The organism is Synechococcus sp. H70.2 (assembly GCF_047462275.1).
Lineage (GTDB): Bacteria > Cyanobacteriota > Cyanobacteriia > Thermostichales > Thermostichaceae > Thermostichus.
In genome coordinates, this window is sequence record NZ_JANSIU010000011.1 from 12,816 (window position 1) to 38,797 (window position 25,982).

Sequence of the window (25,982 nt, forward strand, 5' to 3'; positions counted from 1 at the left end):
CAACTTAGCACCTGCGCCTTGCTGCCCTCGGTACGGGATCCCACCCTTTTGAGGCGGCAAATGCCGTACCTCAGGCCCCACCTTCCGGGATCTCCTCCCCCACAAATGAGGCAGGCACCACCGTCACCCCGACGATACTGTCTTCGGGATCCAGGCGCTGCACCAGCACTCCAGTGGCCTCGCGGGACTGGGTGGGGATGGCCTTGGCCAACTGGCGCATGACAATGCCTCTGGCAGTTACCAAGAGGATTTCGTCCTCGGCATTGACGATGCGCAGGGCCGCCAACTCATCCGACGCCTGGCGGAACTTGGTGGCGATCACCCCCTTGCCGCCACGGTTTTGCCGGCGGAAATGGTCAATGGCCAGGCGCTTGCCCCGGCCTTCCTTAGTGATTACCAGCACCCAGGGATTGGCTAGCCGCTCTCCCTCCTGCTCGGCAGCCCTCACCAACTCGGCAGAGAGAATGTCCATGCTGACGATGGCGTCGCCGGGGTTGAGGGTAATGGCTCGCACGCCGCGAGCAGGCCGCCCTAGGGGACGCAGCTGCTCGTCGTCAGCGCGGAAGCGAATGCCCATGCCCTGGCGAGTTGCCATGACCACATCGTCGCCAGAGCGGGCACGGCGCACCCAGCACAACTCGTCGTTTTCTTCAAGAGAAATGGCAATCAGGCCATTGGAGCGAACGTTGGCAAAGGCACTGAGGGCCGTTTTTTTGATGTACCCCCCCCGAGTGAGCATCACCAGGTATTCGTCGTCGCTAAACTCGCTCACGGGCACCATGGAGGTAACCCGCTCTTCCCGGCTTAGCGGCAGCCACTGGACAATGGCGCTGCCGCGGGCGGTACGGCTCCCTTGGGGGATCTGATAGGCGGGCAGAGTATAGGCCACCCCCCGGTTGGTAAAAAAGAGAAGGGTGTCGTGACTGCGACAGGTAAAAAATTGGGCAATGGCATCGTCGTCTTTGATGCGGGCGCCGGCCTTGCCGCGGGTGGCTCGTCCCTGCACCCGAAATTCTTCGATGTCCATGCGCTTGATGTAGCCCTGTTCCGTGAGGAAGATGACCGTCTCGCGGTTTTCGATAAGATCGGCCACCTCCAGCTCACCGTCCTCCAGGCAGAAGCGGGAGCGGCGCGGGCTCCCAAAGCGGGCTTTAAGCTGCTGCAGCTCTTCGCAGATAATTTGCATCACCCGTTCCCGTCGAGTCAGAATGTCCCGCAAATCGGCAATTTGCCGCAGCAGGTCCTCATGTTCGGCCTGGATTTTCTCGGCTTCTAGGGCAGTGAGGCGGCGGAGTTGCATTTGTAAGAGGCCGTCGGCCTGCGCTTCGCTTAGCCCCAGTTGGCTCTGCAGCTCAGCGCGGGCTGTGGCAGGATCAGCAGCTCCCCGGATAAGGGCAATCACCCGCTCCAATTGCCCCAAAGCCAGCAGGTACCCCTGCAAAAGGTGAGCTCGCTCCTCAGCTTTTTGCAGCTCGTAGCGGGTGCGCCGCTCGATGACCTCTGCCCGAAAATCCAGAAAAACCTGTAGCGCGTCCCGCAACGTCAAGGTGCAGGGCTTGCCGTTGAGGATGGCCAGCATGTTGACCCCAAAACTGGTCTGCAGGGGGGTCTGTTTGTAGAGGTTGTTGAGCACTACCTGGGGCTGGGCATCCCGCTTCAGCTCAATGACTACCCGCATGCCGCTGCGGTCGCTCTCGTCGCGGATGTCGGCAATGCCCTCCAGTTTTTTCTCATTGACCAACTCGGCAATTTTTTCAATCATGGCTGCCTTGTTGGTCTGGTAGGGCAGCTCGGTGATCACGATGGCCTCCCGCGCCGGTCGGCCCCGCTGCTCAATGGTCTCGATGGTGGCCACTCCCCGCAGGGTAATGGAGCCGCGCCCGGTGGTGTAGGCTTCGCGGATGCCCTCCTGGCCCAGGATCAACCCCCCTGTGGGGAAGTCTGGCCCTGGGATCCAGTGCATCAACTCCAGGCTGGTCAGGTTGGGGTTTTCGATTAGGGCAATGAGGCCATCCACCAGCTCTCCTAGGTTGTGGGGCGGGATGTTGGTGGCCATGCCCACAGCAATCCCGGAAGAGCCGTTCAACAGCAACTGCGGGATCCGTGCCGGCAGCACCAGTGGCTCTTGCTGGGATCCGTCGTAGTTGTCGATGAAGTCAACGGTGTTGGCGTCGATATCCTGCAGCAGGGCTTCCTGGGCAAAGGCGGTGAGGCGGCACTCGGTGTAGCGCATGGCCGCCGGTGGGTCATTGTCGATGGAGCCAAAGTTGCCGTGCCCGTCTACCAGGCGCTCCCGCATGGAGAAGTCCTGGGCCATGCGCACCAGGGCCTCGTAAACTGCTTGATCTCCATGGGGATGGTATTTCCCGATTACATCCCCCACCACCCGGGCGCACTTGCGAAAAGGGCGATCCGCCGTCAGCCCCAGTTCGTGCATGGCATAGAGAATGCGGCGATGCACTGGCTTCAAGCCATCCCGCGCGTCTGGCAGAGCCCTCCCGACGATGACGCTCATGGCGTATTCCAGGTAGGACTGCGTCATCTCCCGCTGCAAGTCGGTGGGGATGATGCGCGCGGTCAATTCGTTGTCGCTCATGGGGTGGAGGTAGAGGTGAGGGATCCCGCTGGACTTGGGTGTGGGCAGGACAAGAAACCCCACGGTTGTCGCCCGCCAACCGTCGGCAACTTAGGGGAGTAACCAACAATCCAGGTGTTTCCAGTCTACCATTGCCTTTTGCTGGGGTAGAGCGGCTCTGCAACTCGGAGCCAAAGGGGGATCCCTGAAGAAACTTATAGATAGAAATCTACTTTCTAGTCTGTTCCTTATGGTAACGCTCAATGGTAGCCTACCTACATAGCGTCGAGAGCGGTGGAGCATGCAGTCCGGCGGTAGGAGATTTCTGGATTGGCAGCGGCGGCTAAGCCTAGAAAACTGGCGTGGGGATCTCTTCGGCGGGCTGACGACGGCGATTGTCTCGCTGCCGATGGCTCTAGCCTTTGGGGTGGCTTCCGGGGCGGGGCCAGTGGCAGGTTTGTACGGGGCGGTGTGTGTGGGCTTTTTTGCCGCCCTGTTTGGCGGTACCCCTACCCTCATCTCCGAACCCACCGGGCCGATGACGGTGATGATGACGGCAGTCATTGCCAAGGTTACCGCCAGCTATCCGGATCAGGGGCTGGGGCCGGCCTTCACGGTGGTCATGCTGGGGGGACTGTTTCAAATTTTGTTTGGATCCCTGAAGCTGGGCAAATACATCACCCTCATGCCCTACAGCGTCATCTCCGGCTTTATGTCGGGGATCGGCTGGATCATGATTTTGCTGCAGATCCCGCCGCTGTTGGGCCACGCCAGCCAGGGGGGAGTGATTGGGGCCGTGCAGAATCTGCCGACCTACCTGCTTAACCTTAAGGTGCCGGAACTGGGGTTGGGGCTGCTGACGCTGGCCATCCTCTTTTTCTATCCCAAGCCTTGGCGACAGGCGGTGCCGCCCCAGTTGGTGGCTCTGCTGCTGGGAACGCTGGTGGCCAACTTGTTCATGGCTGATTGGGATCTGCGGCGCATTGGCCCCATCCCTACCGGCTTGCCCCAGGTGCAATGGCCACAGCTGCCCTTGGCTTCCCTGCCCAGCTTGGTGTTGGACGGCGTGGTGCTGGGCATGCTGGGCTGCATTGATACCCTCTTGACAGCAGTGATTGCCGACAACCTCACGCGCACCCGCCACGACTCCGACCAAGAGCTGATTGGGCAGGGGATCGGCAACCTGGTTTCCGGCTTCTTGGGGGGGTTGCCGGGGGCAGGGGCGACCATGGGCACGGTGGTGAATATCCAATCGGGAGGACGTACGCCCTTGGCCGGCATCACTCGCGCCCTTCTCCTCTTGATGGTGGTGCTGTTTGCCGCGCCCCTCACCCAAGGGATCCCGATGGCGGTGCTGGCGGGGATTGCCTTTAAGGTGGGGGTGGACATCCTCGACTGGAGCTTCCTGAAGCGGGCCCACCGCCTCTCCCTTAAAGGGGCGGCCATCATGTACGGGGTGATGTTCATGACGGTGTTCGTGGATCTCATTGCCGCTGTGGGGGTAGGGGTGTTTGTGGCCAATTTGCTTACCATCCAGCGCCTGAGCGAGCTCCAGTCGGAAGAGGTGAAAGCCATTACCGATGCCGACGATGCTGTAGATCTCACGCCGCGGGAAAAGGAATTGCTGCGCCAGGGCCGCGGCCAGGTGCTGCTGTTTTACCTGAGCGGCCCGATGATCTTCGGGGTTTCCCAGGCCATTTCCCGCCAATACCAGGCGGTGGCCTCCTGCCAAGCTTTGGTGGTGGATCTGTCGGATGTGCCAATGCTAGGCGTTTCGGCAACGCTTTCTCTAGAAAATGCCATTCGTGAGGCCCTAGATCGCGGCAAGCAGGTGTGGATTGTCGGGGCCAGGGGCCGGATCCGACAGCGCTTGGAAAGCCTACGTTTGCCCCTGCCGGCGGAGCGGTTTGTGGAAAGCCGGGAAGCCGCCTTGGCCGAGGCCCTTGCCCACTTGGGCCTGGCACCAGAACCCCATCCCCTGGTTTGAGCCATCTTGATTTGCCCCACGACAAGGCGGTAGGCTTCATTTGCCAGCTCGGGGTCAGTTCTGGATGATGCACTGGAAGGGTCGGGTTGCCTACTTGGCAACCCTGCATCGCAAAGAGCAGGTAATTGGCCCCCTCTTGGCCCAACAGCTGGGGATCCAGGTGCAGGTGATACCTCTTGATACCGACCAACTGGGCACCTTCTCGCGGGAGCGGCCCCGGCCGGGGGATCCCATCCACACCCTACGCTTAAAAATTGAGAGAGCCCGCCAAGTTTGTCCTGCCCCCTTGCTTTTGGCCAGCGAGGGATCCTTCGGCCCCCACCCCCAGCTTCCCTGGATCCCTTGGAACCAGGAATGGGTCATGCTCAAGGTTTTTGAACCGGGCGCGGATCCCTTGGAGCTGGTGGGCTACGCAGAAAGCACCCAAACCAATTTCAGCCATCGCTGGGTGCAGAGCTTTGCAGAAGCCCTGGACTTTGCCCAAAAAGTAGGTTTCCCCGAGCACGCCCTAATTGCCCTCGACCAGCCGGAAAACCCCCAACTTATCCACAAAGGGATCCAGGACGAAGCAACCCTAAAGCAGGTGGTGGAAGAGCTGCTGGCCCGCCAGGGAGGGCTGCATCTGGAAACCGACATGCGGGCCCTGTACAACCCAACCCGTCTGCAGGTGATTGCGGCAGCCACCCAAAACCTCATCGCCAAAGCCCAAAGCCTCTGCCCTGCCTGCGGCACTCCCGGCTACTGGCGCATCCGTGCGCTGCCTGGGCTGCCCTGCGGCCAGTGTGGTGCCCCTACCCCCGTAACCAAGGCGTGGGTGTATGGCTGTGGCCGCTGTTCCCACACCCACACCGAGCCCGTGGCAGAGACCTGGGCGGATCCGGCTCAGTGCGCCTTTTGTAACCCCTAGCTTCCCGGCGCCCGCTCCAACTTGCTCGATGTCTTCCAGGGCAAGGCTTGGGAGACTTTCCATAAAAAAGGGATCCGCTGCGGCGGATCCCTCCGTTGTTTTTAACCTAGGCAAGAGAGCAATGGGTTAGAAGGTGAACACTGCTCGCAGAGCACCCACACCAATGGTCGGGTCGTTGTCCCCTGGCTTGCCCCCATTGGGGTTGCTCACAAAGTAGGCGGCGGGCGTCAGGGTAATGTACTCGTTCACTGGGAAGCTGTAGTAGACATCCACAATGAAGGGCCGAGTATCCCAAACCCCCTCGTTGTCGGTGGTCACGATCGGCTGACCGAAGACTACGCCACCCTTGGCACCCTCAATGAAGAGATCCGGGAAGGCAAAACCAAGCAAGAACCCGTTGAAGTCTTCATCGCCAGGATCGATGGTGCCAGCTGGTACCACGTTGGGCAGGTTGTAATCAACATTGCCTGCCGTAAACCAGCCGGACAGGATGATGCGTGGGCTAATCTCCCAGGTGGCGGCCGCCGTAAAGGCATTGACCCGAGCCGAAGGAGTGACGTCATTCCGGCGCAGCGGCCCACGGAAAAGGCTGCTGCCAGTAGCCAGGAAACCAGGGCCACGGCTAGCGTCCTGCAGATAGGTGGAAGCAAATTGCAGGTAGAACTCCAGGCCTTTCGTCGGCAGGAAGCCCAGTTCCACCGTGTGGGCGCTGTCGTTACCGGTCAAACCGCTGTCACCAAAACCTCTGCCCAAGGTCTGGCCGCCGCGGGTGCTGTAGGCGTAGGCCAGGCGAAGCTGGTCGCTGAGGCGAAAGCGGAAGCCAAACAGAGTGCCACTGGGCACATCTCCCGTAGAGTTGGGGAGATCGGCAAAATCGGAGAGGGCATCAAAGGGAACGCTGTATTGCAGGACGCTGGACACCCCCGTGCCCGTGATGCCGGCGTAGATGGTGGCAGCGCGGTCAAAGGCAGGGAACTGATAGACCAACTGGGCCAGCGTGAAGGTGCCACCACCCCCCCCTTGGAAGCCAACGCCCGGATCCCCTTCGAAGAAGGTGGTTACCGCATCGCGAGCCTGCAGACGAATGCGCAGACGGTCACGCCCAGCAAAGGAAGCGTCGAAGTTCAGCCGCACCCGATAGGGCAGGGTCATGTTCGCCTGATCCTTCTCGGCCACCACCCTGTTGTTGACCACCCGGTCGTCGGTGAGGGCACTGCCCAGGACAGCGGTGATCACTTGGGCATTCAGCTTGGTGACCGGGTTGAAGACTTTACCCTTCAGGTCGTTGATATCAGCCTCCGCTGCCTCGACCCGTCCCCGCAGGGCTGCCAGCTCGGCGGCAAACTCCTCTTGCAAGCGCTGCAGCGTAGCCAAGTCCTCCTTAGAAACCTTGTCGGCCAGGCCAGCGGCAATCAGCTCGTTGATGCGATCCAAGCAGGCATTCATCCCGGCGGCAAACTCATAGCGGGTCATGGCCCGGTTGCCGCGGAAGGTGCGGTCAGGGTAGCCAGCAATACAGCCGTAGCGCTCGACCAGAGATTGCAGCGCCTGGAATGCCCAGTCAGTAGGCTGAACATCGGAAAGCTCAGAGATCGAAGTGACAGGCCCTGTAGCTTGGGCATAGGCCACTCCAGGAGTCAAGACTGCCGCTGCACCCAGGGTGCCAGCCAGCAGCGTTTTCCAGGGATTCGCGTGTTTCGCGGGCATGTTTCTCTCCTTCTTCTTTGTCCTCACACCTGTCTTGGCTGTAGCAGTGTCTTCTAAAAGTAACAAGCTGTCTAACTCGAGAGCGAGCCTGACAATTGCGGACTTTAGAAGAACATAGTACAGCCCCCGTCGATGTCGTCTACCACTTTACACACTTTTTGAGCCAGACTCAATGCGAGACCCAACGGTGGTAGATGATCCAGGCTCCACCTTCATTACTCTACCTCAGGGATCCAGCCCTGGCTAGCGAGTGTATCCCAAGCTGCAAACCTGAATGGGGATGGGCGGTACCGGACTCGAACCAGTGACATCCTGCTTGTAAGGCAGGCGCTCTACCGCTGAGCTAACCGCCCCCTCGGCTCCCTGAGTCTAGCATTTCTGAGAGACTATTTCCCCATGCCCAGGCTCTGCGCCTTCTGGTACACCTTGCCCTCGGTCAAAAGGGAAGGGGCGATGCAGATCTCCACCTGGTGCATTTCTTTGAGGTTGGCGGCACCCAGGGTGGCCATGCTGGTGCGCAGAGCGCCCCAGAGGTTGTGGGTGCCATCATCCAGGCGGGCAGGGCCGCACAAGATCTCTTCCAGGGTGCCGGTGGATCCCACCCGGATGCGGGTGCCGCGGGGCAAGACTGGGCTGGGGGTGGCCATGCCCCAGTGAAAGCCGCGACCGGGCGCCTCTTGGGCGCGGGCTAAGGGGGATCCAATCATCACGGCGTCGGCTCCACAGGCAATGGCTTTGCAGATATCCCCGCCAGTCACCAGGCCGCCGTCGGCAATGATGGGAACGTAGGTGCCGGTTTCGGCCAAGAACTGGTCGCGGGCGGCAGCGCAGTCGGCAATGGCAGTAGCCTGGGGCACCCCTACTCCTAGCACGCCGCGGGAGGTGCAGGCAGCACCGGGGCCGATGCCCACCAGCACTCCAGCCGCTCCCGCTTGCATCAGCTCCAGGGCGACGTCATAGGTGACGCAGTTGCCCAGCACCACGGGAATGGGCATGGAGCGGCAGAACGCGGCCAGATCCAGCTTTTGCATGCCCTCAGGCACCTTGTGATGGACGGAAACCACTGTGGCCTGGACGAAAAACAGATCCCCGCCTGCTTCTGCCACCAGGGGGCCATATTCAGCCGCATGGGCGGGCACGCAGCTAGCGGCAGCAATGGCACCGGCAGCCTTGATCTGGCGGATGCGCTCTTGGATGAGCTCCGGCTTGACGGGTTCACTGTAGAGGCGCTGCATCAGGGGGACAAACTCGTCTTTGCCGACCGCAGCAATTTGGTCTAGCACCTCGTCGGGATCCGCGTAGCGGGTTTGGATCCCATCTAGGTTCAACACACCCATCGCCCCCAGCTTGGAAAGGAGGATGGCCATCCTGACATCCACCACACCGTCCATGGCGCTAGCGATGATGGGGATGGGCCGTTGGATCCCTCCTAGGGTGAAGTGAGTATCCACCAGGCTAGGATCCAGAGTTCGCCTGCCCGGTACCAGCGCAATCTCATCCAGCCCGTACGCCCGTCTTGCCTGTCGATTGCGGCCCAGTTGTACGTTCATTTCCTTGCTTTGGCTCCCCTTAATGTATTAACCATGTTGCATTACACGTATTATGGTAGTATTAGTCGTGTCTTAATCACGTCGCCCAGGAGGGCTCCAAGGCTAACCCCCCTTGACCTTGGAGGTTACTGGGCAGGGGCGTGAAGATGTGCCCTTCCTGCAGACTTCCGAAGCTATGGCAGCGCTGAGATCCCCAGCGGAAGCCGTAGAGGGCGATGTAGGCGCACAGCAGGGCATCGACTTGGTCTTCGTAGTTTTTGAGCCGACGGCCTCTAAGGGATCCCACTTCCACTTGGAGCAGGGGCTCGTGGCCTTGCAGAGAGGGATCAGCACTGGCCAAGGCGCGCAAATGTTGCTGGTACAGACGCCAGGCCTGTTCTCGCGCTTGCCAGCGGCGGCGGGGACGCGCTTTGTAGGGAAGGCTGCGGCTGAGGCCAAACAGGCTCACCATAGCACTGTGGGGGAAGACTTCGGTAATCTGGCGGGCTAGGCGTCCCTGCTCGATGCTGGCCTGCTCCTGAAAGCCATAGCCAGACAGGGCTTGCACCAGCGCCTCTCCTCGCACCTGGCCGCCTTTTTCCAGAAGCCGGCGGTTGGCCGGGTGGGCACCAACCGCGTAGGGGCGAAACACTCGGTTTAGTTCAGCTTCCGCCCGCCGCTGGCCAGTAAGGTTGGGGACCCGCAAGGGAGCATCCACCGCCACCAGGCAGGGATCCCCGCCGGCTTGAGCTTGGATATAGTCCACGATTTCCTGGTCGGTTTGCAGGATGCGGCTGTCCAGCAGGCGTCCCGCCAAGGCTTGAGCGTCGGGATCCCTGACCTCGACCTGCAACGTTGCCACCCCCGAGGGGTTGCGGCTGGACCAGGCCAGGTCTAGGCCAATGCAGATTAACTGAGCCACGCTACCTTCCCCTTTTCCACCCACTCGACCGAGGATTCCCTCACCCCCCTCCTAGCAAGAGAGGAAGGCAGGACTGCCAATGGCGTCAAATTGCCCTGACATCCGCCTCAACAGCTAAAAAACGGGATCCCGCTGCAGGGGATCCCGGAAGCTCTATTCAGAGCAGGTGACTACGGGCTGACGAGGCAGCCGATTTAGTGCCCGAGGATTAGTAGTCGTAGTCATCTGCGCCACCGCCGCCCGCTGGCTTGTTGTTCTTAGGCTCGGGCTTGTCGACCACGATGGCTTCCGTGGTGAGCACCATGCCGGCAATCGAGGCAGCGTTTTGCAGGGCAGAGCGGGTAACTTTGGCCGGGTCAACGATGCCCGCCTCAAACATGTCCACGTAGGCGTCGTTCTGGGCGTCGTAACCCACCGTGAAGGGTTTCTCTTTCACCCGCTCCAGCACAATCGAGCCGTTCTGGCCAGCGTTCTCGGCAATGCGGCGCAGCGGAGCACCCAGCGCGCGGGCCACCAGCATAGCCCCCACCAGCTCATCGCCGGACAAGTTGGCCTGCGCCCACTCCGTAACCACTGGGATGAGGTGCGCCAGGGTGGTGCCACCGCCAGGGACGATCCCTTCTTCCACCGCCGCCTTGGTGGCGTTGATGGCGTCCTCCAGGCGCAGCTTGCGATCCTTCATTTCGGTTTCGGTGGCTGCGCCCACTTTGATTACTGCCACGCCGCCAGCCAGCTTGGCCAAGCGCTCTTGCAGTTTTTCTTTGTCGTAGGTGGAGTCGGTCTCTTCAATTTGGCGACGGATTTGCTCGCAGCGAGCTTTCACAGCCGCTTCGTTGCCCTCCGCCACGATGGTGGTGTGATCCTTAGTTACCGTGACGCGCCGCGCCGAGCCAAAGGACTCAAGCCGGGCATTCTCCAGCTTCAGGCCGCGCTCCTCGCTAATGACCTCGCCGCCGGTGAGAATGGCGATGTCTTCCAGCATGGCCTTACGGCGATCCCCGAAGCCAGGGGCTTTCACCGCCACCACGCTCAGCACACCCCGCAGCTTGTTCACCACCAGGGTGGCCAGCGCTTCCTTCTCGATGTCTTCAGCGATGATTAGCAATGGACGGCCAGCGCGAGCTACTTGCTCCAGAACTGGCACCAGGTCTTGCACCAGGGTAATCTTCTTGTCCGTGATGAGAACGTAGGGGTTCTCCAGGACCGCCTCCATCCGCTCGGTGTCGGTGACGAAGTAAGGGGAAATATAGCCTTTGTCAAAGCGCATCCCCTCCGTCACTTCCAGCTCCGTGGTCATGGACTTGCCTTCTTCCAGGGAGATCACCCCTTCGCGGCCCACTTTTTCCATGGCCTCGGCAATCATGCGGCCCACTTCCTCATCGTTGCCAGCGGAAATGGCCGCCACCTGGGCAATGGCTTTGGAGTCTTCTACTGGGCGGGCATGTTCAGCAATTTTGTCCACCAGGAACTTCACCGCCTTGTCAATGCCCCGCTTGAGGGCAATGGGGTTGGCGCCGGCGGCCACGTTCTTGAGCCCTTCTTTCACCATGGCGTGGGCCAAGACCGTAGCTGTAGTGGTGCCGTCGCCCGCAATGTCATTGGTCTTAGAGGCGGCCTGACGGATTAGAGAGACGCCAGTGTTTTCAATGTGGTCTTCCAGCTCAATCTCTTTGGCAATGGTTACCCCATCGTTAACAATCTGGGGTGCGCCAAATTTTTTCTCCAGCACCACGTTGCGCCCTTTGGGGCCAAGGGTAACAGCTACGGCTTCCGCCAAAATGTCCATGCCGTGTTCAAGAGCACGACGAGCTTCTTCGCTGAAAATAATCGTCTTAGCCATAGTCAACCTCTCACTGTCAGTAAACGAAGGGTAAAGTAGGGAAGCAAGCGAGAGTTAGCTAGCGGCACCTATTAGCCTACTTCCTGTATTTGCTGCCTCTTGCTCAAGAATAGAAAACTACTGGACAATGGCGAGGATATCCCGCTCAGCTAGCAGCACATACTCCTCGCTGCCTAGCTTCACCTCCGTGCCAGCGTACTTGGAGTAGAGTACCCTGTCCCCTACCTTCAGCTCCATTGGGATGAGCTTGCCCTCATCATTGCGTTTGCCGGGGCCAACAGCAACCACTTCCCCCACCTGCGGTTTCTCTTTGGCAGTGTCAGGCAAAAAGATCCCGCCTGCAGTTTTCTCGTCCTGCTGGGCAATTTTCACCAGCACCCGGTCGCCTAGGGGTTTCAGCGTAGAGACGTTTAGCGTTACTGCAGCCATACTAAGTGTCCTCCCTGATGCCTATAGCAGGAAGCCAAAGAGTGATAGAGGGAAACTTGCGTTCGCTGCGGTTTTAGCACTCTCGGCTCACGAGTGCTAGTTTATCAGTCGGCTTTCCAGCCTGGCAATAGCCCCTTTTGGCGGGATCCCTAGTTTTGGCAGGTACGGTTAGGTGCGGATCTCTCTACTTCTGGGCCTGTTGTGGGATCATGGCTTGAGGTGGGCTGAACAAGCTAGGTGCGGATCCCGTTGTTTCAGGTGGATGCCTTTACGGCGGTGCCTTTCAGGGGCAATCCAGCGGCGGTTTGCTTGCTGTCCCAGGAGCTGCCGCAGGAACTTTTGCAGGCAATTGCAGCAGAGAACAATCTCTCGGAAACCGCTTTTTTGCTGCCTCAGGGATCCCAGGAGGGCCTCCCTCACTACCGGCTGCGCTGGTTTACACCAACCACGGAAGTGGCTCTCTGCGGGCATGCCACCCTAGCCGCTGCTCATGTACTGCTGAGCGAGGTTCACCCAGAAGCGCAGGAGGTGACCTTCTCCACCCCCAGTGGCCAGGTGTCGGTGCGGCGGCAACGGGATCGTTTGGCGATGGACTTCCCCGCCCAAACTCCCCAGCCTTGGCTGGAAGCGCAAGACCAGGTGGCGGCGGCTTTGGGGATCCCCCCCTTGGAGCTGTACCGCGGCAGCATGGGGGTAGCGGTGCTGGCTTCGGCACAACAGATCCAACAGGTGCAGCCGGACTTGAACTGGGTTCAGGCGCTGCCTGTTTCCGGGTTGATCGTCACCGCCGCTGAAGAGAGGGGGGAGGGTTTCGTCTGTCGCGTTTTTGCCCCCCAGTTGGGGATCCCGGAGGATCCAGTAACCGGGTCTGCCCAGTGTCTGCTGGCGCCCTATTGGTCGGAGCGCCTAGGCCAAAGGGAGCTCAGGGTGCGGCAACTTTCGGCGCGAGGAGGCGAGCTCTGGTGCTGCCATCGCGGCTCTCGGGTGGAGATTGTAGGGCAGGCAGTGCTGGTCATAGTGGGAGAGTTGCGGATCCCCTAGAAAAAACACCCCGGCTGGCTCCGGGGTGCGGGAGCGTGATAGCAGCAGTTGGGCTAGCCCAAAAGTTCTGCCGCCTGAATGAGCTCCACTTGCTTTTTCTTGAGCACCAGCAGAAGTTGGGTAATAGCTACCGCCGCCAGGAAGGCCACCAACCACTTCACCCGTTCTGGGTTCTGCAGCACCAGATCCCGCTCTGCTTGGCCAAAGCCACCTACGTTGGGGTTGTTGGTAACCGGATCCCCTTCTTTGACCGTATCGCCAATGTTGACCACCAACTCCGGCCCCGGCGGCACCACGAGGTGCTGGATCCCGTTTTCGGTCTCGAAGCTGAGCACCCGCGTGCCTGGCAACTCGTATTCGGGGGGCACTAGGGCAGCCAGCTCAGCTGGCAGGTCGCTAAGGTCGGATTCGAGGGTGGCAATGCTAGTCAGGCGACCAGTGGCAGGAGCGCGGAAGACATTGTTGTTGCTGAGGCTGCCATCGGGGTTGATCTGGCCACGACCGCGGTTGGCGCCAATGTAAACCCGATATTTCATAAAGGCCACCGAGGGATCCTCCTTCGGATCAGGGGCTACCACCGGGAAGACAATTTCCTGGTGCTGCTCACCGGGCAAGGGGCCCACCAGGAGGATGTTGGGCTTGGCGTCGCTGTAAGGGGTGATGTAGGTCTCAGCGGTTTCCTGCCGCTGCTCCTCTGTCATTTCCTCCTCCCTAGCCAGTCGGAAGCCCTCCGGCAGCACCACCACCGCGCCGACGTTCAGACCGCCTTTGCTGCCATCGGCGAGCACCTGCTGCTTGCTCAAGTCATAGGGGATCCCGACCTTGATGGTAAACACCTGGCCGGGGGTAACCGCCTGCGGCACTTCGGCCCGGATAGGCATGGTGTTCAGATGGCAGTTGGCGCAGACAATTTTCCCCGTTGCCTCGCGGGGGTTGTCGTAGGCCATCTGGGCATAGTACGGATAGGCTGCGGCCGGACGGGCTCCCATTCCCAGCAGCAGCAGCGCACACAAGGCCAAATAAAAAATTCTCCTCATAAGTTCAGCTCAAAAGTGCAATTCCAATCTGCAAAAGCTCCTTGGACCCTACCCTTAAAAGCCTAGGGGCGCCCTGGCCAAGACCAGCGCCACACCCTCTTCAGGCTTTCCCCCTCTTCCCCCTCAGCAATGGCGCCCCTTGGAAGGGCTGTCCTCCCGCCTTAGGTCTCACGGAAATCGGGGCCCTGCCAGGGGCTGAAGCGAATGTTGTCGCCCTCCACCGTGGCGCTAACTAGCTCCAGGGAGCGGGGAGCCGGCCCGCGAATGACCTTGCCATTGGCTGCGTACTGGGATCCGTGACAGGGGCACTTGAAGAGGTTTTCTCCTGCACTCCAGGGCACCACGCAGCCAAGGTGGGTGCAGACGGCATTGAGGCCGTAGTTGGCCACCGCCCCATTGTCAATCACGATGTAGGTGGGATCCCCCTTTAAGCCTTGGGCCAGCACCCGATCCGTAGCTGCGTGGGTAGCCAGCAGCTCGCTCACGCTAATTGGCTTGCCAAGGGCATCCTGGGCTATTACCCCCCCACTTGCTCCACCAGCGGAGGGAGGAATAAAGTACTTCACCACCGGGTAGAGGGTGCCCACCACCACCACCCCCACTGAGCCGCTGAGGAGGGCGTTGAGAAAAACCCGCCGGCTCATGGGCGGCGCTTCAAAGTTGCTAATTGCCTCGGTCATAATGGTCAGGAAAGCCTGAGAAGTTTTAATCTTCGTTGACAAGCGACACTATCCTAGCTGAGTCCCCTAGCCAATTTCATTAAGAAATGCAAAGCTAGGAGCAACCCAAGGCAAGAGGTTTGCTTGGGATCGTCAACCCCCTCCAGGCTGACTATGACGGGAGCTGACTTGCAAGCTTTGCTGCGGGAGAAGTGGGGCTGCTCCTACGACGTGCAACTGCGCCGCAGGGGGGACAGGGTGGTTCTGTTGGTGATGTGGCGCTACCTGGAGCAGCCCTCTTTCCCTTTGAGTGAAGCCGAGTATCTGGCTCGCCTGGAGTCGGTCATGGCCCATCTGCAGGCGTGGGGGGTATGGGAGACGGTGCAGCGAGAAATTGAAGCTACCCGACAGAAACCCCGCGTAGGCAAAGCGGTGGTCATTCCTTTGAATTTGCAAGGGGTGGGAGAGCGCGCCTCCGAGTGGCTACTGTAGTCCTCCTTGCCCCTAGAAAAATCCGCTGGCTATCCACCTTCCACCAGGCCGGCCTGCAGGGCCTGCAAAAACTGGCGGGCGGTGCGACCGGAAAAGCCATTTTGCTGTTGCGCCCAGAGGAGGGCTTGGCGGCGCAAGGTCTCTAAAGGTTGAGGGAGACCCAGCCGCTGCGCCAAGTGTTCTACTGTAGCCAGGTAGTCAGCTTGGCTAAAAGGGGTAAAGGTAAGGGTAAGGCCAAAGCGATCCCGCAGCGACAGCTTCTCCTGCACCGTATCCCAGGCGTGCACCTCTTGCTCTTGGGGAGGGGGGCGATCGCCAAAAAACTCGCGGATAAGATGGCGGCGGTTGCTGGTGGCATAGAGACGCACGTTGGGCGGCGGTGGGAGGAGATCCCCTTCCAGCAGCACTTTGAGCTGCTTAAACTCGGTCTCGTCGGCCTCAAAGGAGAGATCGTCCACAAAGAGAACAAAGGGCAGCGTCTGCTGTCCCAGCTCTGCCAAGATCTGCGGCAATTGAGCCAAATCTGCTCGTCGCAGCTCCAAAAGGCGCAGCCCCTGGGGGCCGTAGCGCCGCAACAACGCTTTCACGAGGGAAGACTTGCCGGTGCCCCGCGCCCCGTAAAGCAGCACATGCAGCGCCGGCTCTCCCCGCAGGAGGGCTTCGGTGTTAGCGGCCAACTGCCGTTTCTGCCGTTCGTAGCCGTAGATCTCCTCCCAGTCGGGCAGATCGGGAGTGGGGATCCCTTCTAGCCCTGCCGGCCCCCAGCGAAACGCCCAATAGCGACCATAGAGCCCCACTCCCCCTTGGCGGTAGTGGGCAATTAAGGCCTCCAGGCTCTGGCCCCAATCGGCAAAAGGGCGGGGATCCCAGCCAGAGCTGCTGGGGTTTTCATCCGGCCAGGGGATCCCCAAGCCCAGCGCCTGCATCTGCTCAGCAATGGTCTCCTGGCTATCGGCCAGGATCTGCAGGCAGCGGAGATCGTGGCGGGCCGCTTGCAAAAGGGGTGCCGGGATCCCTTGGGGTTGCAGCGCCGCCCGCGAGAAGGGGTTATCGGCCCAGCGGATTTCCTGGATTAGCCACTCCCGCCAGCTCAAGCCCTGCCGGGCCAAAAGCTCAAACCAGCGCCCGTAGGCTCTCCAGCAGGGCAGGGGATCCCCGCTCATCAACTGCTGGATGAGCTCCTGCCAGGCCAGGGCCAGGGGATGGGCGCAGATTTCCCGAAACACCAGCAGCTTAGCCGCCGCTTCCGCCGCTTCTTCTAAGGGAGTCATCGCTCTAGGTACGGCTCTTAGCATTGTCTACTCTCCCAGAGGGAGAGGGGCCGGCGTTGGGTTAGCGAGCATTGTCCCGCCGGCCTAGCTCATAGAGGCCACCGCCAACACAGGCAATAAGGCCCCAGGAGACGGCCCAGCTTTTGCCCAACGAGATCTCGGTGAAAGCCACCACCACCGCTGCTGCCAACAGGAAAGGGATGACGCTGAGCAAAGAGGCCAGAGCCCCACTGGGATCCCAGGACAACTGCTTTTCCCAACCCTCCTGCAGGCGGCGGTGCAATGGCGACAAACCCCACATCAACCCCAGGCTCCAGAGGGCTGTGGCCGCCCACAACGAAGGGCGGATCGCCTCCAGTCCCCCAAATTCAACCCCCATAGCCTCCATGGCCAGCTCCCAACCCTGCCTTTCTAGGCTAGCGGGATTGGGCCCAGTCGGTGGCAGTAATGGTGGTGCCAGGAAATTGAATGGGATTGCCCAAGCTCTGGATCTGGGCTTGGAGAGCGGGCAATAGCTGCAAGTCCAGCAGCGGCTCCCGCAGGATCTCCGCCGGGATCAGATCCCGCTCCAGGGCAAAGTGGGCCGTGTGACCCGCTGCCGTGCCAATGGCCCATTCCACAGGATGCACCCGGTAAGAGGCGCTGGCAATGCGGCTGGTGGCGATGTTCTTGCTGCCAGCTAGAAGATTGTCAATGCGCTGGGGGATCAGGGCCCGCAGCGGGATCTGGTAGGGGTAGGTAGGGGCTTGGGCATCTTGGTTGTGGCTGGGGGGCAGCGAAAAATCGGGCAGCAGGCACTCGTGAAAATCAATAGGGTACTGCCCCACCCCCACCGAATCGTAGAAGATGAAGGGGCGCCCGCGGTTTAGCTCCGATTCCCGCGTGGTGATATCCGACTCGTAGATGGTGAACCCCTCCGGGTAGGCAAGGCTGGGCCGACCGAGGATGCGCCGCGACTCGCGGATGTAGGGGTACTTGGAGAGACCACTGGCAGTTCCCATCGGGCTATTGGGCCCTTTGAGGTAGCGGTAGCGCAGGTAAAAGTCCTTTTGAAAGTCAGGATCCGCCTGCTGCAGGAGAAAATCCGTCCGCCCCGCCACCAACCAGTAGAAGAAGCCTTTAGCATGTTGCTCAGCCCGCCGCAGCGCCTCTACCCGCAAGCCCCCCATCCAGCCGCCGGGATCCAGTTGCCCTGAGGCTTGCAGTTGCTCGTGGGTGAGGATGAGGTTGATCTCCGGCCCGGTGATGCGCCAGTCGTTGCCCCAGGTCCAGTTCTGCAGGGATTGATCCCCCACCCGGATGGCCTCTTCCCCAAAGCCAAATACCTGTCCCCGGATGCGGCGGTAGGTGAAGACCAGAGCAAAGTTAAAGCGCGACTGTTCAAAGCTGTAGTAGGGGCCGTGCAGCGGGTCGTTGTAGAACTCCGGCTTGATGGGCACCTGCGGCACAGCGGAGTGCTCGATAACAAAGGTGTAGGTAAACCCCTGGGTGCAGTAGGGATCCCTGTAGGGCTTGGAGCTGGGCTCCCAGCGGCTTTTCCCATCCGTGCCAAGGCGGTAGGGCACCCGCGCCAGGGGCAACAGCTCGCCGGTTTCGGTAGCATCGATAACTACCCAAGGTAGGGTTTTGCCCTGCCGCTGCGGCGGCGGCTCAAAGCGCAGGATCTCTTTGTCCCAGTCTGGGGTGGGCTCTAGGCGGTAAAAATCCAGCAAGTAGGTGGAGAGATCCCCCCGATTCTCCGGCTGGACGCCGGCGTGTTTGGGAATATTGCGGATGGCCTGCACACTGCGGATTTGGTAGTTCTCAATCTCCACGTCCTTGACCACCGTCTCGGTAAACAGCCGCAACTGCCCCGACTGCAGGTAGGGATCCAACATCTCTCGGATGACCTGGTGGCCCACCTGGGGCGAGAAGCAGAGCACACTCACCCAGCACTTGCCGGGATTGGGATCACCGCTGTACTTTTCCCGCACCCGGCGGCGAAACTCTCTATAGCCCTGGGGAAAGATCTCGTTTTCCCGCTGCAAGGGCCGCTCATCCAAAGCCGAGACCCCCTGGGCGCTCACCTGGCCGCCAATCCAGTCGGTTATTTCGGTCATGCACACCTGTCGCCCCAAGCGCAGGGCATCGTAGGCCGCCGCCACCCCCCCCAGCCCGCCCCCAGCGATGAGGATCTCGCAAGGGATGCGGGTCTCGGGCAGAGGCTGGGCCAGAGCCGCCCCGGCGCCCAAGATCCCGGCCCCCAGGACACCGCAGCCCCATCCCTTTAGGTTGAATGCCAGCTTCATCCCTGCTCCGTAACTCGGCCTGCCGGACTTTCCGGCAACTTTTATCATGGGGGAAAGCGCTGCAACTGCTCATGCCGGATTCCACCTTCGTCATCACCACACCCATCTACTACGTCAACGCTGCCCCCCACATCGGCAGCGCCTACACCACCATGGCGGCGGATGCCATCGCCCGTTACCACCGCCTGCGGGGCAAGGATGTGCTGATGGTAACGGGAACTGACGAGCACGGCCAGAAGATCCAGCGCACCGCCGAAGAGCGCGGCCTTCCGCCGCAGCAGCACTGTGACGAGATTGCCGCCCAGTTTGTGGAGCTTTGGCGGTTGCTGGATATCCGCTACGACCGCTTTATCCGCACCACTGACCCTCGCCACAAAGCCATTGTGCGGGAGTTTTTTCAGCGGGTTTGGGATCGGGGAGATATCTTCGTTGGCCGCCAGCAGGGCTGGTACTGCGTTGCCTGCGAGGAGTTCAAGGACGAGTCAGAGCTCCTAGAAGGCGGGTTTTGCCCCCTTCACCCCAACAAGAAAGTGGAGTGGAAAGACGAAGAAAACTACTTTTTTCGCCTCTCTCGCTACCAGGAAAAACTGGAAGCCCTCTATGCGGAGCACCCGGAGTTCATTCAACCGGAAAGCCGCCGCAATGAGGTCATGAACTTTGTGAAGCAGGGCCTGCGGGACTTTTCCATCTCTCGCCCCAGCGTCTCCTGGGGGATCCCCTTCCCGGCGGATCCCAGCCAAACCCTTTACGTTTGGTTTGATGCCCTCATTAACTACATCAGCGCCGCCTTGGATCCTCACGACGAGCCCACCCTGGAGAACGCCCTGCGCCGCTACTGGCCTGCCGATGTGCATCTAGTAGGTAAGGACATCGTCCGTTTTCATGCCATCTACTGGCCGGCCATGCTCATGTCGGCAGGGCTGCCGCTGCCTAAGCAAATCTTTGGCCACGGCTTTCTCACCAAAGATGGCCTCAAGATGGGCAAAAGCCTCGGCAACACGCTGGATCCCTTTGAGCTGGTGCAGCGATACGGCGCTGATGCTGTGCGCTACTATTTCTTGACCGAAATTGAGCTGGGCAAGGATGGCGACTTTAGTGAGGGCCGCTTCATTGAGGTTCTCAACGCTGACCTCGCCAACGACCTGGGGAACCTGCTCAACCGCACCCTCAGTATGCTCAAAAAATACCAGCCCGACTACCGCATTCCCCAGGTGCAGATCGCAGCGGATCACCCCCTCAAAACCCTGGTCGAGCGCCTAGCCCCGGCGGTGGCCGACGCCTACGAGCGGTTAGATCCCAGCTCCGCTGCCCGCAAAGCCCTCAGCTTGGCCCAGGCCAGCAACAAATACCTCGACGAGCAGGCTCCCTGGACGCTGCACAAACAGGGGCAAAGCCAGCAGGTAGCGGAGATTCTCTATGCCGTCTTAGAAAGCGTGCGCTGGGTGGCAGTAGCCCTTTCCCCCATCATTCCTAACCTTAGCCTCAAGATCCTGCAGCAACTAGGGTTCTCCCTCACCGACATCACCCAACTGCGCTGGGATCCCGATGCCAGCTGGGGCCAGCTTCCCCCCGGTCAAGAACCCCAACCCCCCACGCCTGTTTTTCAGAAACTCCTCAGGAGTGCATGACATACTTCCGCTAACGCCTAGAGGGCAGGCTTCTTGCTGCCACGGAGGTGGTTCCTCCACGAGTAGACAGGGGATGCCCCACTCCGCAGCCAAGGCCTACCTATCCCATCTTCGCGGCGGTGTCTGTATTCGAACCCTGTCTAATACAGGGCAGGGCTTATTCACCCCCGCACCCCCCTCAGCTAAGAGTTGGTAGCCTTGGCCTGGGAAGGTTGGGCAGGAGTTGCCTTGTCGGCAAAAGGACGGCCACCCCCCACGGAGAAGGAAGACACCCGAGCCGAGTGCAAGCGAGGGTTGCCCCCACCGGCAGGGGGAGCCCCACTGGCAAGGGTCTGCCAGGCTGCCCGTACTCCCGCCCAAAAACTGCGAACATTGACTTGGGCACCCTGGGCTTGGGCACGGGCTCCTTCCAAGGAGCGGCTAACCTGTTTTACCACTTGACCCGCCCCTTTCACCCCTTCGTCAAGGCTGTCGGCAATCTCACTAACTTCCAGGCTAGTCAGGCGCAGAGCCTCTAGGGTGGGCGGCAACTCCCGTAGCAGCGTGTCGAAAAAGCGCTCCACACTCTGGGCCGCTCGACCCAGTTGAATAACGGCAGGCAGCAGGGTCAGGATTACCGCCAAAATGGCCACTGCCACCAAACCAACCGAGAGGCCAAGCCAAAAGACCGGATCGCTCATCCTGCTGTCTCCTCCCCATTTTGGGCTTCCAGATCATTTTCCTCCCCCCCGACGGGACGCGAGTTTTGGGCTTGGAGCAGCTCCTTCCGCTTCTGCAACATCGCCTCTTTCCCCACTGCCACCGCCTGCTGTAGCCGCAGCAGGGCCTCATCCAAACTGCGTTGAGCGGCGTCGAACAACTTTTCGGATTGATACTGCAGGCTGCTAGCTACATCTTCTGCCACTTCTGGCAGGGCCTCTGCCGATTTTTTCAACAGTCGCCGCGTCTCCCGTCCGCTGCGGGGGGCCAGGAGCAAGCCAATGACTGTGCCCACTGCCGTTCCCACCAACAGCCCGCCAATAAACGCGCCAGTCCGGTTTCTCCCCATGCCTTCCCAAGGTTGAAAATGGCCCCCCAACCAGGGTATCAAGATGTTGCCCTGCTCGGCCCCCAAAAAGGACCACCTGGTCCTGAATTGGCCGAGTCCTGGCTGGGCTGGGGGGCTAGAGTAGAAATGGTGCTGTTACCTAACCTATGGTCTCTTTGGAGCCCCAAGGTCTAGCAAAAGGGCCGATTAACCTGGCAGAGTACATTGACCACACGCTGCTGCTGCCCATGGTGACCCCGGAGGAAATTGAGGAGGGGTGCGAAATTGCCCTGCGCTACGGCTTCCCTACCTTTTGTGTGCCTCCCTGCTACGTGCGGCGGGTGGTTGAGCGGCTGCACGGGTCGCCAGTACGGGTGAGCACCGTGGTGGGGTTTCCCTTGGGGACCAACACAGCGGAGGTCAAACTCTACGAAGCTCAACTGGCTGTGGAGCAGGGCTGCCAGGAGCTGGATGTTCGCATTAACCTCGCCTGGCTTAAGGCGGGGGATCTGGATCGCCTCCACGCCGAGATTGCTGAGATTGTGGAGGAGACGGGGGTTTGCGTCAAAGCCATTTTGGAGACAGCCCAGCTTACTGACGAGGAAAAAAAGCTGGCTGCCGAGATCTGTATGGATGCGGGAGCTGCCTTTTTGATGACCTCCACTGGCTGGATGGGAGGGGCAACCTTGGCAGATGTGCAACTGCTGGCCCAGCTTAGCCGGGGTCGGGTGGGGGTAAAAGCTTCGGGCGGCATTCGCACGCTGGCCCAGGCGGAAGCAATGATTGCAGCAGGGGCTACTCGGATTGGCACCTCTTGGGGGTTAGAGCTGATGCAAGAGCTGCGGGCGAGGGAGGCTGGCAGAGCATGAGCGGGCGAACCTACCGGGTTACCGGCATCAATCTCAAAGCCCTCCCCCTGGGGGAGTCGGATCGGGTGGTGACTATCCTCACTCGCGAGCAGGGATTGCTGCGGGCAGTAGCCAAGGGATCCCGCAAGCCGTCTTCCAAGTGGGGAGGGCGACTGGAGCCCTTTGTAGTTAACGACCTGCTGCTTGCCCGAGGACGGTGGTCGGCCCAAACGGATCCCTCCCAGCGCCTGCAGCGTATTGTTCAGGCAGAAACCCTGCAGAGTTTTCCCCGTCTAGGCCGCAGCTTGGCCCACCTCACGGCAGCCCAGTACCTGGCAGAGGTGGCTTTGCTCCTGGCCCTGCCAGATCAGGCTCAGGAAGAGCTGTTTGTGCTCTTAGTAGAACACTTGCAGCGCATTGAGCAGGCTCCTGCAGCAGAGGCGGTTTTGCCGCTCCTTGTCCATGGCCTCTATCACCTTTTGGCTGTGGGGGGGGTTGCCCCCTCGGTACAGGCCTGCTACTCCTGTGGGAGAGAGTTAGTGGGCGAGGTTTTCTTCTGTCCCCAGGGGGGCGGCCTGCTCTGCGATCCCTGCCGGATGGCACAGCGGCCCAACCCCCTTGCCGCCGTCTCCAGTTCTGTCCTGCAGGTCCTGGGATTCCTGCCTGGCCCCACCTTGCCCCCCTTGGCTAACAAAACGCCGCCTTTGACGGCTTGGCGGGGGGCAGAGCGCCTGTTGCGCCGAATTTTGGAGCAGCATGCGGAGCGAGAAATCCGGTCTGCCCGCCTGCTGGCTGGCTGCTCCCCTGCAGACGAGCAGGGATCCCCAGTTGCTCCAGCTTTTTCTGAGGCCAATCCCAAACAATTGGCGACCTCTTGAAAAAGTTGTGAAGGTATGTGTCAAGTTGGGCAAATGGCTGCAAAATAGAGCTTCAAGGTGGCTAGGCAGCCGCTTCTAGATGATACATTAAGTGCTAGAAAGTAAATTCCTTGTAAGGGCTTCTCAGCTTTGGCCGCGGTCAACCGCGAGGGTTTGCAGAGAAGACGGCAGCTAAAGGCAAGGGAAGCCAGTGCTTTTAAGAGCTGTTGCCAAGTAGGCCTTCTGCGTTCCTTGGCTGGAGGTGGGTTCTTGGGCCACAGTTTTCTAAGCACGAGTTTGGCGGCGTTTCCGTAGGAAGGCCGAGTCGGTTACCAGGAAGCGAAATGTGCCTTGGCCACCTGCCCTTTAGCGGCAGGAGGAGCTCTTCTTAACTTCTCCAAGCATAGTGAGTACAGGAGTTGCAGCACCGTGGAAGCCCAGCGTAAAGAACGGATTCTCGTGGTTGATGATGAAGCTAGCATCCGCCGCATCTTGGAAACTCGCCTCTCGATGATTGGGTACGAGGTGGTTACCGCAGCCGACGGCGAGGAGGCGCTGCAGGTCTTCCGCAAGCAGAATCCTGACCTGGTGGTGCTGGATGTCATGATGCCAAAGCTGGATGGCTACGGGGTCTGCCAGGAGTTGCGCAAAGAATCCGACATCCCAATCATCATGCTTACAGCCTTGGGGGATGTGGCCGACCGCATTACTGGGTTGGAGCTGGGGGCGGATGACTACGTGGTCAAGCCCTTTTCCCCCAAGGAGCTGGAGGCCCGCATTCGCTCGGTGCTGCGGCGGGTGGCACGCTCTAGCCATGAGGGGATCCCCAGCTCCGGGATTATCCAGGTGGGGGATCTTTGCATTGACACCAACAAGCGCCAAGTCTACAAGCGGGGCGAGCGCATCCGCCTGACGGGAATGGAGTTTAGTTTACTGGAGCTATTGGTTAGCCGCTCTGGGGAGCCGTTTTCCCGCGCCGAGATCCTGCAAGAGGTATGGGGCTATACACCAGAGCGCCATGTGGATACACGGGTGGTGGACGTTCACATTTCGCGGCTACGGGCCAAGTTGGAGGATGACCCGAGCAATCCTGAGCTTATCCTAACAGCCCGCGGCACTGGCTACCTGTTTCAGCGCATTGTGCCAAAAGGCGAAAAAGGAGAGGGTTAGGAAGGGATCCCTGCCAATTTCTCCTCCAGCGCCCTTCGCATCTGCTGCAGGGGGCCAACCCAGTCGCCAGGGGCTTCTTGGCGGAATAGGCGCATCACACCAGGGTACCAGGGGCTATCCTGGCGGTGCAGCAACCAGCGCCAATCGGCCGCAAAGGGCAGTAGCACCCACACCGGCTTGCCCAGGGCTCCAGCTAAGTGAGCAACGGCGGTATCGACGCTAATTACTAGATCCAACTGGGCAACTGCCCTGGCAGTATCGACAAAGTTGCGGAAACGGGATCCCAGCTCCACCACCTGGTGCTGCTTTAGCAGGGGTTCCACCTGGCTTAGCTCTTCCCCCACCTGTAGGCTAACCCACTGCACCTGGGGCAGATCAAGGTGCTCAAGGAAGAGGTGGAGAGGACAGCTTTTTAACCTCCACACCCGGTTGAGGGCAGGGTCGCTGCGGCGGCCACTGGCCCACACCAAACCCACCTTCATCTCCTTTTGAGGAACTTTGGGCCATGCTTCTGGCCAGGCAGAGCCCTCTTGGGGACAGACCAGGTAGGGGAGACGGGCAGGGATTGTTTCTAGCGTGGTGCCCAGGCGGTGGGGCAGGCTGAGCAACGGCAGGTGCCAGTCAAAGGGAGGTAGGGGATCCGTATCCGAGATAACCTGTACCTGAGGAAAGGAGGCCCGCAGCAACTTGACTAGGGAGGGGGGGCAGCGGAAGTAGAGGGAGGCCTGCGGATGGGCCGCGGCCAGAAGGGGCAGGTAGCGCACAAACTGAAGGGTGTCCCCCAACCCTTGTTCGGCGTAAATGAGCAGAGTCTGCTGGCCCAAGGGGGATCCCGTCCACAAGGGCGAAGGGAAGCGCGGATAGGCTGCCCCCTGGCGCTGCAGCCGCCATTCGTACTCCCGCCATCCCTCCTCATAGCGGCCCAGGGTAAGCAGGGCCGTGCCCAGGTTGTAGTGGATCTCTGGCCAGTCAGGGGCCAGTTGCAAGCCCCGCCGGTAGGACTCAAGGGCGGCCTCGAGGCAGTTCTGTTCCTGCAGGACCGTGCCCAAGTTGTTGTGGGGCTGAGCATCCTTTGGCAGCAGGGGGATGGCCTGTCGGAGGCAGTCGGCGGCCTCCTCCAGGCGGTCTTGCAGGTGGAGGCAGTGGGCGAGGTTGACAAGGATCCGCCCCTCCTGGGGTAGGAAGGCAAGGGCTTGGCGAAACCAGCCTTCCGCTTCCTCCAGCTGGTTATCGAACATCAGAGCATTGCCCAGGGCGGCCAGAGCGTAGGGCTGGGGAGGTTGGGCTGCTGCAGCTTGGCGCAGAACCGCAATGGCCCGCTGCCGTTGCCCCAGCGCCAGCCAACAACTGCCCAGCCGGAACAGCAGTTGCCCATTGCCAGGGGCAAAGGCCAACCCCTCTTGGTAGGCGTGCACTGCCTCCTCCAGGTGGCCCAGCAGCATCCACGCATCACCCAACTCCTGCCAGGCAGGCACCCAGTCCTTCCGCAGGTGCACAGCCAGTTGCAAGGGGGTCAAGGCTTGACAGGGATCTCCCATCTGGAGGTAGAGAGACCCTAGCAGCGCTTGGGCGGCAGCCAGGTGCGGATGGGTGCGGGTGAGCTGTTGACAAAGGCGCAGTGCCGCCCCCAGATCCCCTGCTTGTCGGTAGCGCTCGGCTACAGCCAGCGCCGCCTCCGGCGAGGGGAAGGAGTGCCCTGCGGTCCGGCACCTAGCCGCCTGCCGATTGCCTTTCCCTTGACCAAAACCCTGGGGCACGGCGGTTTTTC

Annotated in this window: 22 protein-coding genes and 1 tRNA gene; 8 read left to right on the forward strand and 15 right to left on the reverse strand. The window is 60.7% G+C overall.

The window, feature by feature from the left end:
- Positions 1 to 70: 70 nt before the first annotated feature.
- On the reverse strand, positions 71 to 2,596 hold the full coding sequence (gene gyrA / locus NW822_RS10095; RefSeq protein ID WP_414404373.1) for a DNA gyrase subunit A: 2,526 nt from the start codon (positions 2,594 to 2,596) through the stop codon (positions 71 to 73).
- A 280-nt stretch (positions 2,597 to 2,876) separates the two neighbouring features.
- On the opposite strand from gyrA, the gene NW822_RS10100 reads away from it, so the two are divergent.
- Together NW822_RS10100 and NW822_RS10105 are read left to right on the forward strand one after the other, a co-directional pair.
- Positions 2,877 to 4,562, forward strand: coding sequence for a SulP family inorganic anion transporter (locus tag NW822_RS10100; protein ID WP_414404349.1), 1,686 nt, complete (start codon positions 2,877 to 2,879; stop codon positions 4,560 to 4,562).
- Between the two features lie 64 nt (positions 4,563 to 4,626).
- Positions 4,627 to 5,469, forward strand: coding sequence for a DUF6671 family protein (locus NW822_RS10105; RefSeq protein WP_414404350.1), 843 nt, complete (start codon positions 4,627 to 4,629; stop codon positions 5,467 to 5,469).
- Positions 5,470 to 5,595: 126 nt separating this feature from the next.
- On the opposite strand, the gene NW822_RS10110 is transcribed toward NW822_RS10105, so the two are convergent.
- From NW822_RS10110 to groES, 6 genes are all read right to left on the reverse strand, one after another.
- A complete protein-coding gene (locus NW822_RS10110) occupies positions 5,596 to 7,176 on the reverse strand; it encodes an iron uptake porin (protein WP_414404351.1) in 1,581 nt (526 codons plus the stop codon).
- A 281-nt stretch (positions 7,177 to 7,457) separates the two neighbouring features.
- A tRNA-Val gene (locus NW822_RS10115) sits at positions 7,458 to 7,529 on the reverse strand.
- A gap of 33 nt (positions 7,530 to 7,562) precedes the next feature.
- Complete coding sequence (locus NW822_RS10120) at positions 7,563 to 8,726, reverse strand: GuaB3 family IMP dehydrogenase-related protein (RefSeq protein WP_414404352.1); 1,164 nt, start codon at positions 8,724 to 8,726, stop codon at positions 7,563 to 7,565.
- A gap of 76 nt (positions 8,727 to 8,802) precedes the next feature.
- Positions 8,803 to 9,627, reverse strand: a complete 825-nt coding sequence (locus NW822_RS10125; protein ID WP_414404353.1) for a DUF429 domain-containing protein — start codon at positions 9,625 to 9,627, stop codon at positions 8,803 to 8,805.
- A gap of 208 nt (positions 9,628 to 9,835) precedes the next feature.
- Positions 9,836 to 11,467: a chaperonin GroEL gene (groL, locus tag NW822_RS10130; protein WP_414360659.1), complete on the reverse strand. Its 1,632-nt coding sequence runs from the start codon at positions 11,465 to 11,467 to the stop codon at positions 9,836 to 9,838.
- 117 nt (positions 11,468 to 11,584) lie between these two features.
- Positions 11,585 to 11,896 (reverse strand): co-chaperone GroES, encoded by a 312-nt coding sequence (groES, locus tag NW822_RS10135; protein ID WP_414360657.1) that lies wholly within the window; start codon positions 11,894 to 11,896, stop codon positions 11,585 to 11,587.
- 237 nt (positions 11,897 to 12,133) lie between these two features.
- Here groES and NW822_RS10140 point away from each other — a divergent pair, with 237 nt between their 5' ends.
- Positions 12,134 to 12,937 (forward strand): PhzF family phenazine biosynthesis protein, encoded by an 804-nt coding sequence (locus tag NW822_RS10140; RefSeq protein WP_414404354.1) that lies wholly within the window; start codon positions 12,134 to 12,136, stop codon positions 12,935 to 12,937.
- A gap of 53 nt (positions 12,938 to 12,990) precedes the next feature.
- On the opposite strand, the gene NW822_RS10145 is transcribed toward NW822_RS10140, so the two are convergent.
- Together NW822_RS10145 and NW822_RS10150 are read right to left on the reverse strand one after the other, a co-directional pair.
- Complete coding sequence (locus NW822_RS10145) at positions 12,991 to 13,974, reverse strand: apocytochrome f (protein WP_414360652.1); 984 nt, start codon at positions 13,972 to 13,974, stop codon at positions 12,991 to 12,993.
- A 161-nt stretch (positions 13,975 to 14,135) separates the two neighbouring features.
- On the reverse strand, positions 14,136 to 14,654 hold the full coding sequence (locus NW822_RS10150) for a cytochrome b6-f complex iron-sulfur subunit (protein WP_414360813.1): 519 nt from the start codon (positions 14,652 to 14,654) through the stop codon (positions 14,136 to 14,138).
- A gap of 153 nt (positions 14,655 to 14,807) precedes the next feature.
- Here NW822_RS10150 and NW822_RS10155 point away from each other — a divergent pair, with 153 nt between their 5' ends.
- Positions 14,808 to 15,125 carry a DUF3067 family protein gene (locus NW822_RS10155; protein ID WP_414404355.1) on the forward strand — a complete coding sequence of 106 codons (318 nt, stop codon included), beginning with the start codon at positions 14,808 to 14,810 and terminating at the stop codon, positions 15,123 to 15,125.
- 29 nt (positions 15,126 to 15,154) lie between these two features.
- Here NW822_RS10155 and NW822_RS10160 read toward each other — a convergent pair whose 3' ends face one another.
- The 3 genes from NW822_RS10160 to NW822_RS10170 form a co-directional block, all read right to left on the reverse strand.
- Positions 15,155 to 16,396 carry an ATP-binding protein gene (locus NW822_RS10160; protein ID WP_414404356.1) on the reverse strand — a complete coding sequence of 414 codons (1,242 nt, stop codon included), beginning with the start codon at positions 16,394 to 16,396 and terminating at the stop codon, positions 15,155 to 15,157.
- Positions 16,397 to 16,457: 61 nt separating this feature from the next.
- Positions 16,458 to 16,775, reverse strand: coding sequence for a hypothetical protein (locus tag NW822_RS10165; RefSeq protein WP_414334789.1), 318 nt, complete (start codon positions 16,773 to 16,775; stop codon positions 16,458 to 16,460).
- Between the two features lie 37 nt (positions 16,776 to 16,812).
- Positions 16,813 to 18,684 carry an FAD-dependent oxidoreductase gene (locus NW822_RS10170; RefSeq protein WP_414404357.1) on the reverse strand — a complete coding sequence of 624 codons (1,872 nt, stop codon included), beginning with the start codon at positions 18,682 to 18,684 and terminating at the stop codon, positions 16,813 to 16,815.
- A 71-nt stretch (positions 18,685 to 18,755) separates the two neighbouring features.
- Between NW822_RS10170 and metG the strand changes: the two genes are divergently transcribed.
- Positions 18,756 to 20,312 carry a methionine--tRNA ligase gene (gene metG / locus NW822_RS10175; RefSeq protein ID WP_414404358.1) on the forward strand — a complete coding sequence of 519 codons (1,557 nt, stop codon included), beginning with the start codon at positions 18,756 to 18,758 and terminating at the stop codon, positions 20,310 to 20,312.
- Between the two features lie 182 nt (positions 20,313 to 20,494).
- Here metG and NW822_RS10180 read toward each other — a convergent pair whose 3' ends face one another.
- On the reverse strand, positions 20,495 to 20,992 hold the full coding sequence (locus NW822_RS10180) for a hypothetical protein (RefSeq protein ID WP_414404359.1): 498 nt from the start codon (positions 20,990 to 20,992) through the stop codon (positions 20,495 to 20,497).
- The gene (locus tag NW822_RS10185) at positions 20,989 to 21,360 is read right to left on the reverse strand and encodes a YtxH domain-containing protein (protein WP_414360635.1); all 372 of its coding nucleotides are present in this window, start codon (positions 21,358 to 21,360) and stop codon (positions 20,989 to 20,991) included. The genes NW822_RS10180 and NW822_RS10185 overlap by 4 nt, the downstream gene beginning before the upstream one ends.
- A 146-nt stretch (positions 21,361 to 21,506) precedes the next feature.
- On the opposite strand from NW822_RS10185, the gene deoC reads away from it, so the two are divergent.
- The 3 genes from deoC to rpaB all read left to right on the forward strand — a co-directional run bounded on the left by deoC (position 21,507) and on the right by rpaB (position 24,214).
- Entirely contained in the window at positions 21,507 to 22,208 is a 702-nt protein-coding gene (gene deoC, locus NW822_RS10190) for a deoxyribose-phosphate aldolase (protein WP_414360633.1), read from the forward strand.
- Entirely contained in the window at positions 22,205 to 23,065 is an 861-nt protein-coding gene (recO, locus tag NW822_RS10195) for a DNA repair protein RecO (protein ID WP_414404360.1), read from the forward strand. Before deoC ends, recO begins: the two co-directional genes overlap by 4 nt.
- A 408-nt stretch (positions 23,066 to 23,473) precedes the next feature.
- The gene (gene rpaB, locus NW822_RS10200) at positions 23,474 to 24,214 is read left to right on the forward strand and encodes a response regulator transcription factor RpaB (protein ID WP_414360628.1); all 741 of its coding nucleotides are present in this window, start codon (positions 23,474 to 23,476) and stop codon (positions 24,212 to 24,214) included.
- Here rpaB and NW822_RS10205 read toward each other — a convergent pair.
- Positions 24,211 to 25,971, reverse strand: coding sequence for a tetratricopeptide repeat protein (locus NW822_RS10205; protein WP_414404361.1), 1,761 nt, complete (start codon positions 25,969 to 25,971; stop codon positions 24,211 to 24,213). The genes rpaB and NW822_RS10205 overlap by 4 nt on opposite strands.
- Positions 25,972 to 25,982 lie beyond the last annotated feature (11 nt).

Bases quoted from the DNA above. Each gene is read 5' to 3' on its own strand.
- gyrA (WP_414404373.1), bottom strand. From the start codon at position 2,596: ATGAGCGACAACGAATTGACCGCGCGCATCATCCCCACCGACTTGCAG.
- NW822_RS10100 (WP_414404349.1), top strand. From the start codon at position 2,877: ATGCAGTCCGGCGGTAGGAGATTTCTGGATTGGCAGCGGCGGCTAAGC.
- NW822_RS10105 (WP_414404350.1), top strand. From the start codon at position 4,627: ATGATGCACTGGAAGGGTCGGGTTGCCTACTTGGCAACCCTGCATCGC.
- NW822_RS10110 (WP_414404351.1), bottom strand. From the start codon at position 7,176: ATGCCCGCGAAACACGCGAATCCCTGGAAAACGCTGCTGGCTGGCACC.
- NW822_RS10120 (WP_414404352.1), bottom strand. From the start codon at position 8,726: ATGAACGTACAACTGGGCCGCAATCGACAGGCAAGACGGGCGTACGGG.
- groL (WP_414360659.1), bottom strand. From the start codon at position 11,467: ATGGCTAAGACGATTATTTTCAGCGAAGAAGCTCGTCGTGCTCTTGAA.
- groES (WP_414360657.1), bottom strand. From the start codon at position 11,896: ATGGCTGCAGTAACGCTAAACGTCTCTACGCTGAAACCCCTAGGCGAC.
- NW822_RS10145 (WP_414360652.1), bottom strand. From the start codon at position 13,974: ATGAGGAGAATTTTTTATTTGGCCTTGTGTGCGCTGCTGCTGCTGGGA.
- NW822_RS10150 (WP_414360813.1), bottom strand. From the start codon at position 14,654: ATGACCGAGGCAATTAGCAACTTTGAAGCGCCGCCCATGAGCCGGCGG.
- NW822_RS10155 (WP_414404355.1), top strand. From the start codon at position 14,808: ATGACGGGAGCTGACTTGCAAGCTTTGCTGCGGGAGAAGTGGGGCTGC.
- NW822_RS10160 (WP_414404356.1), bottom strand. From the start codon at position 16,396: ATGACTCCCTTAGAAGAAGCGGCGGAAGCGGCGGCTAAGCTGCTGGTG.
- NW822_RS10165 (WP_414334789.1), bottom strand. From the start codon at position 16,775: ATGGGGGTTGAATTTGGGGGACTGGAGGCGATCCGCCCTTCGTTGTGG.
- NW822_RS10170 (WP_414404357.1), bottom strand. From the start codon at position 18,684: ATGAAGCTGGCATTCAACCTAAAGGGATGGGGCTGCGGTGTCCTGGGG.
- metG (WP_414404358.1), top strand. From the start codon at position 18,756: ATGCCGGATTCCACCTTCGTCATCACCACACCCATCTACTACGTCAAC.
- NW822_RS10180 (WP_414404359.1), bottom strand. From the start codon at position 20,992: ATGAGCGATCCGGTCTTTTGGCTTGGCCTCTCGGTTGGTTTGGTGGCA.
- NW822_RS10185 (WP_414360635.1), bottom strand. From the start codon at position 21,360: ATGGGGAGAAACCGGACTGGCGCGTTTATTGGCGGGCTGTTGGTGGGA.
- deoC (WP_414360633.1), top strand. From the start codon at position 21,507: ATGGTCTCTTTGGAGCCCCAAGGTCTAGCAAAAGGGCCGATTAACCTG.
- recO (WP_414404360.1), top strand. From the start codon at position 22,205: ATGAGCGGGCGAACCTACCGGGTTACCGGCATCAATCTCAAAGCCCTC.